This is a genomic window from Mesorhizobium sp. M0991, from assembly GCF_040318915.1.
GTDB lineage: Bacteria > Pseudomonadota > Alphaproteobacteria > Rhizobiales > Rhizobiaceae > Mesorhizobium.
This window is the reverse complement of the sequence record NZ_JAMYNE010000009.1, coordinates 211,945-219,098: the sequence shown is the minus strand read 5'-3', so window position 1 is coordinate 219,098 and position 7,154 is coordinate 211,945. Positions and strand designations below refer to the sequence as shown.

Annotated in this window: 8 protein-coding genes; 5 read left to right on the top strand and 3 right to left on the bottom strand. The window is 63.4% G+C overall.

The window, feature by feature from the left end; genetic code table 11:
• The first annotated feature begins 132 nt into the window (after nt 1–132).
• Entirely contained in the window at nt 133–510 is a 378-nt protein-coding gene (locus NKH70_RS16165; RefSeq protein WP_353025620.1) for a DoxX family protein, read from the top strand.
• 27 nt (nt 511–537) lie between these two features.
• Here NKH70_RS16165 and NKH70_RS16160 read toward each other — a convergent pair whose 3' ends face one another.
• Nucleotides 538–1,260 (bottom strand): SDR family oxidoreductase, encoded by a 723-nt coding sequence (locus NKH70_RS16160; RefSeq protein WP_352716893.1) that lies wholly within the window; start codon nt 1,258–1,260, stop codon nt 538–540.
• Nucleotides 1,257–2,108 (bottom strand): SDR family oxidoreductase, encoded by an 852-nt coding sequence (locus NKH70_RS16155; RefSeq protein ID WP_352912723.1) that lies wholly within the window; start codon nt 2,106–2,108, stop codon nt 1,257–1,259. The genes NKH70_RS16160 and NKH70_RS16155 overlap by 4 nt, the downstream gene beginning before the upstream one ends.
• A 105-nt stretch (nt 2,109–2,213) precedes the next feature.
• Between NKH70_RS16155 and NKH70_RS16150 the strand changes: the two genes are divergently transcribed.
• Nucleotides 2,214–3,086, top strand: coding sequence for a helix-turn-helix transcriptional regulator (locus NKH70_RS16150; protein ID WP_352912724.1), 873 nt, complete (start codon nt 2,214–2,216; stop codon nt 3,084–3,086).
• A 10-nt stretch (nt 3,087–3,096) separates the two neighbouring features.
• Here NKH70_RS16150 and NKH70_RS16145 read toward each other — a convergent pair whose 3' ends face one another.
• A complete protein-coding gene (locus NKH70_RS16145) occupies nt 3,097–3,738 on the bottom strand; it encodes a TetR family transcriptional regulator C-terminal domain-containing protein (protein ID WP_352912725.1) in 642 nt (213 codons plus the stop codon).
• Between the two features lie 243 nt (nt 3,739–3,981).
• On the opposite strand from NKH70_RS16145, the gene aptA reads away from it, so the two are divergent.
• The 3 genes from aptA (at nt 3,982) to NKH70_RS16130 (ending at nt 7,120) form a co-directional block, all read left to right on the top strand.
• Nucleotides 3,982–5,310 (top strand): omega-aminotransferase AptA, encoded by a 1,329-nt coding sequence (gene aptA, locus NKH70_RS16140; RefSeq protein ID WP_352465212.1) that lies wholly within the window; start codon nt 3,982–3,984, stop codon nt 5,308–5,310.
• Between the two features lie 136 nt (nt 5,311–5,446).
• Nucleotides 5,447–5,866, top strand: coding sequence for an endonuclease domain-containing protein (locus tag NKH70_RS16135; protein ID WP_353015259.1), 420 nt, complete (start codon nt 5,447–5,449; stop codon nt 5,864–5,866).
• Between the two features lie 3 nt (nt 5,867–5,869).
• Nucleotides 5,870–7,120: a Zn-dependent hydrolase gene (locus NKH70_RS16130; RefSeq protein WP_353025619.1), complete on the top strand. Its 1,251-nt coding sequence runs from the start codon at nt 5,870–5,872 to the stop codon at nt 7,118–7,120.
• Nucleotides 7,121–7,154 lie beyond the last annotated feature (34 nt).

The following is a 7,154-nucleotide window of genomic DNA, read 5'->3' as shown; positions in this document are numbered from 1 at the left end:
TTCTTGCCTGGGGGGGGGGCGCGGAGTTTTTTAAAACACACATAGCCTAGGCGGGCTATATGGCCCGGTTCCCCTTGCCCCCGGCGCGGGGCATCGCCCCGCGCGCCTCTTTTCTGCCCAAGGACCGACAGCATGTTTTCAAACTTTGATAGTGAGATTTTAGTCGCCGCCCGCTTGCTGCTCGGCGGCGCCTTTGTCTTTGCCGGCCTGCGCAACATTCAGAACGCGGCCTTTGTGACCCAATTGATGACGACGCGCGGCGTGCCCCAGGCACGGCTGGTGCTGTGGCTGGGGATTGTCCTGCAGATCGTCGCCGGAGTGCTGGTGATCGCGGGCATCTGGACCGCTCCGGCGGCGGCATGCCTGATCCTGTTCCTGATTGTCGCCACGCCGATGTTCCATAACTTCTGGGATCACCAGGGGCCCGAGCGCGCGTCCGGTATCAATGGCTTTGTCGGCAACGTCGCGCTGACCGGAGGATTTCTGGCGCTGATCGCGCACTTGCTTTGACAGCGATCATCGCGTCGACGTAGCCCGTTACGCCGCATACCGCAAGCCGCCATCACAGGTCAGGACCTGGCCGGTGACGAAGCTGTTCGAAACCAGGAACGCAATCGCCTCGGCGACGTCCTCGGCCCGGCCGATACGGCCGACCGGCGTCTTGCCGGCATACTCGGCAAACACCGCCTGCCGCTGATCGTTGGGCAGGAAATCCCACCATGGCGTGTCGATGACACCCGGTGCCACGACATTGACGCGTAACGGCTTCAGCTCCATCGCCAGGATCGGCACCACGGTCAGCAGCATGCCGTTGACGGCGGCGATGCCGGCGACACCCGGCGCCGACAATTGCGCCGACACCGCCGAGATGAAAGTCACCGAACCGCTCTTGTTCAGCGTCGGCAAGGCGGCCTGCAGGCAGGAGAGCTGTGGCCGGACCTTCTCGTCGACGCCGCCGCCGATGTCGGTCAGGTCAAGCGTTTCGAACGGGCCGAGCCCCTTGCCGCCGCTGGCGGCCAGCACCAGGTGATCGAAAGGGCCGAGATCGCTGAAGAACCGGCGAACCTCGTCCGGCTTCGCGGCATCGAAGGCAGCTCTTTCGACCGCGCCGCCAAGGCTGTGCCATGCGTTGTCGAGCCTTTCCCGGTTGCGCCCGGTGATCGTCACCTTCATGCCCGGCCCGAGCAGCTTTTTCGCGGTGGCGAGGCCGATGCCGGAGGAGCCGCCGACGACCACGGTGTGACTGGTTTTCTCGATCATGAATTTTCTTTCTTCGATGTTGCGGAAGCGGGTGCGAGCCCGACTAGGCCGAGGGTCAATTCGCGCAACTGCTGCCTCGCCTTGGCGTCATAGGCTTGGGCATCGGCGCGGGATTCTCTTTGGCCGTCGAAATAGAGGCCGCTTCGCCCTTCGAGCGCCGGCGACGTCGCGAGATTGATGATGGCCTCGGCGCCGGTTTTGACCGAACTCCACGGCGTGATGCCCGCCTGCCGCACCATCGTAGTGTTCATGTAGCTTGCCGGATGCAGGCTGTTGACGGTCACATTGGTGCCGTTCAGTTGCTCCGCCAGATCGATGGTAAACATGATCTGCGCCAGCTTGCTCTGGCAGTAGGCACGGACGCCGTCATAGGAGCGGGTCAGCATGACGTCGTCGAAATCGATCGCCTGCTGGCCTGCCGAGGCGACGTTGACGATCCGCGCCGGCGCGCTGGCCTTGAGCAGCGGCAGCAGCTCCGTGGTGAGCAGGAAGCCGGCGAGATAATTGACGGCAAAGCGCAGTTCGTAGCCGTCGGCGCTGACCTGCCGTTTGGAGTTGGGGCCGGCGGTGCCGACGCCGGCATTGTTGATAAGGATATCGAGCCGCTTGGTCCTTGCGCGCACGGCCTCGGCGAGGCGGCGGACTTCCGCCAGGGAGGAGAGATCGGCGACGAGAAGCTCGGCCTTGCCGCCGGCGGCTTCGATCTCGGCCACGATCGCCTTGCCCCTAGTCGCGTCGCGGCCATGCACCAGGATGCGGGCGCCGCCGGCGCCGAGCCTTTGCGCGACGACGCGGCCGACGCCGTCGGTCGACCCTGTGATGAGGATTGTCTTGTCTTTCAGTTCCATGTTCAGAGCCTCCGTCTCATCGTTCTGAGCGGAAAGATGGGGCACCAGCCACTTGCCAAACAGTTCAAACTTTATCCTGGTATCGATACTGCTATAATAGCGCCGATGGATTCCACCACGCACTCCGCCGAAGACAGCCGCCGCCGCGAGCTTGGCGCCTTCCTGCGCTCGCGGCGCGAAAGGCTGACGCCTTCGGCCACGGGCATCTCGACCGGCTTGCGCAGGCGCACACCCGGGCTGCGGCGCGAAGAGGTGGCGATGATCGCCGGCGTCGGCACGACCTGGTACACCTGGCTGGAGCAGGGCCGCGACGTTCGGCCGTCGGTGGAAGTGCTTACGGCGCTCAGCCAGGCGCTGCGCCTGGACGCGGCCGAGCAACGGCATCTGTTCATCCTTGCCGGCCGACCGCAGCCGGAGCGTCGCGTCGACGCGCCGGAAAAGGTCGATGGCCCGTTGCTGCACATGCTGCAGAGCCTGGTCCTGCAGCCGGCCTATGTCGTTGGGCGGCGCTGGGACGTGCTGGCCTGGAACTCTGCCGCGGCAGCCGTGTTCGGCGACTATGGTCTGCTGGAAGGCGATGCCCGTAACATCGTCCACATGGTTTTCACCAGCCCGCAGCATCGGCGCCTGCTCGTCGACTGGGAGGAATTGGCGCGTGCCGTGCTGGCGTCATTCCGGGCAGAAAGCGCCAGATATGTCGGCGATCCGGATTTCGAGCGGCTGATCGCGCTGATGACGCGCTCGAGCCCGGAGTTTCGCGCCTGGTGGCCGCTACGCGACGTCGCCCGCAACCTATCGGGTGTGAAGCATGTCAGGCATCCGATAGCGGGCGCCATGGCGTTCGAGCATATGAGCCTGTCGATCGATGACGGCTCGGACATGAAGCTGATCGTCTACACGCCGCTCGCCGAGCAGAACTCGATCGCCAAGCTCGAACAACTGCTGGAGACGCTTCCGGCCGAGCGGCGCAGCGCGTGAACCATCAAGGCTAGCCCTTCGGCTTCAGCCCCTCGATGAACAATTGCTCGAGAAATCTTGCGGCATCCTCGAAGCGGCCATCGCCGCCGCGGTCGGGGCCGAGCACGGCGCGGACCTGGACGTCGAAATCGGCATAATGCTGCGTCGTCGCCCAGATCGAGAAGATCAGGTGCCAGGGGTCGGTGCGGGAAATCTTACCGGCGCGCATCCAGCCCTTGATGACGTTGGCCTTCTCGTCGACCAGTGTCTTCAACTCGCCCTCCAGCATCGGCATGATGCGCGGCGCGCCCTGCAGGATCTCGTTGGCGAACAGCCGGCTCTCGCGCGGGAAGTCGCGCGCCATTTCGAGCTTGCGCCTGATGTAGCTGCGCAGTTCGGTCAAGGGATCGCCGATGTCGTCGAGTTCGCGCAACGGCGCCAGCCAGGTGTCGAGAAGCCGCTGCATCAGCGTCTCGTGGATGTCCTCCTTGCGGCGGAAATAATAGAGCAGGTTCGGCTTCGACATGCCGGCGGCTTCGGCGATCTGGTCGATGGTGGAGCCGCGAAAACCGTTGGTCGAGAAGACTTCGAGCGCCGCCTCGAGGATGAGCTCGCGCTTTTCCAGCTGGATGCGGGTGCGGCGAGGAGCGGAGCTTTCGACCGCCCCCGTCACCTCGAAAAACCTTCACTGCGAGGAGTGTCTGGACCAATTCTCTGGACCAGTTTTTCTCCGCCCTGTGGAGCGCACTTCGAAAGCCGCATTTCCGCTAGTAATCCCTTGACCGCTGATAAGGCGGTGCTAACGTTTGTCCAACCGGTCAAAAATTTGCGTAGCACGAAAACGTCGCGAAGACCAAGTGTTGGAAAGACCAAGCGTCAGCCGCACCGAAACAGGTTACAAGGGGAAGTCTTGGTCATGTCCAACCGGCTGAAAGTCACGCCGAACGATCTCAGCGCATTCTGGATGCCGTTCACGGCAAACCGGCAGTTCAAGCAGGCGCCGCGCATGATGGTGTCGGCCAAGGACATGCATTACACGACCAGCGACGGGCGCAAGGTTCTCGACGGCACCGCCGGCCTGTGGTGCGTCAATGCCGGCCACTGCCGTCCGAAGATCACCGAGGCGATTCAGAGCCAGGCGGCCGAGCTCGACTATGCACCCGCTTTCCAGATGGGCCACCCGATCGTGTTCGAGCTGGCGAACCGGCTGGTCGACATCGCGCCGAAGGGTATGGACCATGTGTTCTTCACCAATTCCGGATCGGAATCGGTCGAGACCGCGCTGAAGATGGCGATCGCCTATCACCGCGTAAAAGGCGAGGGCTCGCGCACCCGCCTGATCGGCCGCGAGCGCGGTTATCACGGCGTTAATTTCGGCGGCATTTCGGTTGGTGGCATCGTCACCAACCGCAAGATGTTCGGCACGCTGCTCGGCGGCGTCGATCACATGCCACACACGCATCTGCCGGAAAAGAACTCCTTCACCAAGGGCGTGCCCGAGCACGGCGCAGAATTGGCGAACGAGTTGGAGCGCATCGTCGCCCTGCACGACGCGTCGACCATCGCCGCCGTCATCGTCGAACCGGTTGCCGGTTCCACTGGCGTCATCCTGCCGCCGAAGGGCTATCTGCAGAAGCTGCGCGAGATCTGCACCAAGCATGGCATCTTGCTGATTTTCGATGAGGTCATCACCGGTTTCGGCCGTCTCGGCACGCCGTTTGCCGCGGACTATTTCGGCGTCACGCCGGACATCATGACCACCGCCAAAGGCGTCTCCAACGGCGTCATCCCGATGGGCGCGGTGTTCGTCAAGAAGGAAATCCACGACGCCTTCATGACCGGCCCCGAGCACATGATCGAGTTCTTCCACGGCTACACCTATTCGGGCAATCCGATCGCCTGCGCGGCGGCGCTGGGCACGCTCGACACCTACAAGGAAGAGGGGCTGCTGACGCGCGGCGAGGAACTGGCGCCGTACTGGGAGGACGCGCTGCACTCGCTGAAGGGCGAGCCGAACGTCATCGATATCAGAAACATCGGCCTGATCGGTGCAATCGAGCTGGCGCCGATCGCCGGCCAGCCGACGAAGCGGGCCTTCTCGGCCTTTGTGAAGGCGTTCGAGCGTGGTGCATTGATCCGCACCACCGGCGACATCATCGCGCTGTCGCCGCCGCTGATCATCACCAAGGGCCAGATCAACGAATTGATCGACCATGTGCGCGAAGTGCTGAGGGCGGTGGATTGAACCAGGTGCAGCTTTCCCTCCCCCTCGAGGGGAGGGTGGCCGCGAAGCGGCCGGGTGGGGTCGGTGCGGCAGCGCGCCAACCTGACCTTCGGCCGCATAGGTGTCTCTGATGCCCCGGACCCGCGTGAGCTTCGAAATGCGCCAAAAGGCGCGCGCGCTTCGAGTTCATGCGACCAAAGGCGAATCGCTGCTTTGGTATGAACTGCGCGAATTGAAATCGGCCGGCATGAAATTCCGCCGCCAGTGTCCGATCGGGCCTTATATCGTCGACTTTACTTGCCTTGCGGTAAAGCTGGTCGTTGAAGTCGATGGTGATCTGCACGAACAGGAGAAGGGCAAACGGCACGACGCCGTCCGTGATGCCTATCTGCGATCGCTTGGGTTCGACATCTTTCGCGTCGATGAGCCCGATGTCATAAACAGCGCTTGGCATGTCGCACAGGTGGTCAAGGAGAAGGTCGCGCGCATGTCAGCCGACCCCACCCGACCGCTTCGCGGCCACCCTCCCCTCGAGGGGGAGGGGGACGCTGGCGTGCCGCAACCAATGAGGTTTTAGAATATGGCCGCCCCCGGCGAGAATCTGCGAATCAATTCAGACCGTTTGTGGGATTCGATAATGGAGATGGCGAAGATCGGCCCTGGCATTGCCGGCGGCAACAATCGCCAGACCGTTACCGACGAGGATGGCGAAGGGCGGCACCTGTTCAAGCGCTGGTGCGATGAGGCGGGGCTCGAAATGGGCGTCGACGAGATGGGCACGATGTTTGCCCGCCGCGAAGGCACCGATCCCAGCCTGCCGCCGGTCTATGTCGGCAGCCATCTCGACACCCAGCCGACCGGCGGCAAGTATGACGGCGTGCTCGGCGTGCTCGGCGGCCTGGAGGTCGTGCGCTCGCTCAACGATCTCGGCATCAAGACAAAGCACCCGATCGTCGTCACCAACTGGACCAACGAGGAAGGCGCGCGCTTTGCGCCGGCCATGATGGCGTCCGGCGTTTTCGCCGGCGTGCTCGATCAGGCCGACGTTTATTCGCATGTCGACAAGGACGGCAAGAAATTCGGCGAGGAGCTCGAACGGATCGGCTGGAAGGGTACCGGGAAAGTCGGCGAGCGCAAGATCCACGCCTTCTTCGAATTGCACATCGAGCAGGGCCCGATCCTCGAGGATGAGGGCATCGACATCGGTGTCGTCACCCATGGCCAGGGACTGAAATGGCTGCAGGTGACGCTGACCGGCAAGGAGGCGCATACCGGCTCGACGCCGATGCCGAAGCGCCGCAATGCCGGGCTCGGCATGGCGCGCGTGATCGAATTGGTGCACGAGATCGCCATGGACTACCAACCCGACGCCGTCGGCGCGGTCGGCCATATGGAGGTTTATCCGAACTCGCGCAACATCATTGCCGGGCGCACCGTCTTCACCATCGACATCCGCTCGCCGGAAAAGGAGGTGCTGGACGCCATGGACGGCCGCATCCGCGAAGGCATCGACACGATCTGTGACGCGCTCGACATCAAATATCAAATCGATCAGGTCGGCCATTTCGATCCGGTCACCTTCGACGCGGGCTGCGTCAAGGCTGTGCGGGATGCGGCGGAGCGCCTGGGTTATACGCATCGCAACATCGTCTCCGGCGCCGGCCATGACGCTTGCTGGATCAACCGCGTTGCACCCACCGCAATGGTGATGTGCCCCTGTGTCGACGGTCTCAGCCACAACGAGGCCGAGGAAATCACCAAGGAATGGGCGGCGGCCGGCGCCGACGTGCTGTTCCATGCGGTGGTCGACACGGCGGTGATTGTCGTATGATGGGATAGCTGCCGCCTCGCAACGCCGCTCGCAA

What these genes read in the sequence shown, in the direction of transcription:
- NKH70_RS16160 (WP_352716893.1), bottom strand. Translation starts at nt 1,260, where the DNA reads ATGATCGAGAAAACCAGTCACACCGTGGTCGTCGGCGGCTCCTCCGGC.
- NKH70_RS16150 (WP_352912724.1), top strand. Translation starts at nt 2,214, where the DNA reads ATGGATTCCACCACGCACTCCGCCGAAGACAGCCGCCGCCGCGAGCTT.
- NKH70_RS16155 (WP_352912723.1), bottom strand. Translation starts at nt 2,108, where the DNA reads ATGGAACTGAAAGACAAGACAATCCTCATCACAGGGTCGACCGACGGC.
- aptA (WP_352465212.1), top strand. Translation starts at nt 3,982, where the DNA reads ATGTCCAACCGGCTGAAAGTCACGCCGAACGATCTCAGCGCATTCTGG.
- NKH70_RS16130 (WP_353025619.1), top strand. Translation starts at nt 5,870, where the DNA reads ATGGCCGCCCCCGGCGAGAATCTGCGAATCAATTCAGACCGTTTGTGG.
- NKH70_RS16165 (WP_353025620.1), top strand. Translation starts at nt 133, where the DNA reads ATGTTTTCAAACTTTGATAGTGAGATTTTAGTCGCCGCCCGCTTGCTG.
- NKH70_RS16135 (WP_353015259.1), top strand. Translation starts at nt 5,447, where the DNA reads ATGCGCCAAAAGGCGCGCGCGCTTCGAGTTCATGCGACCAAAGGCGAA.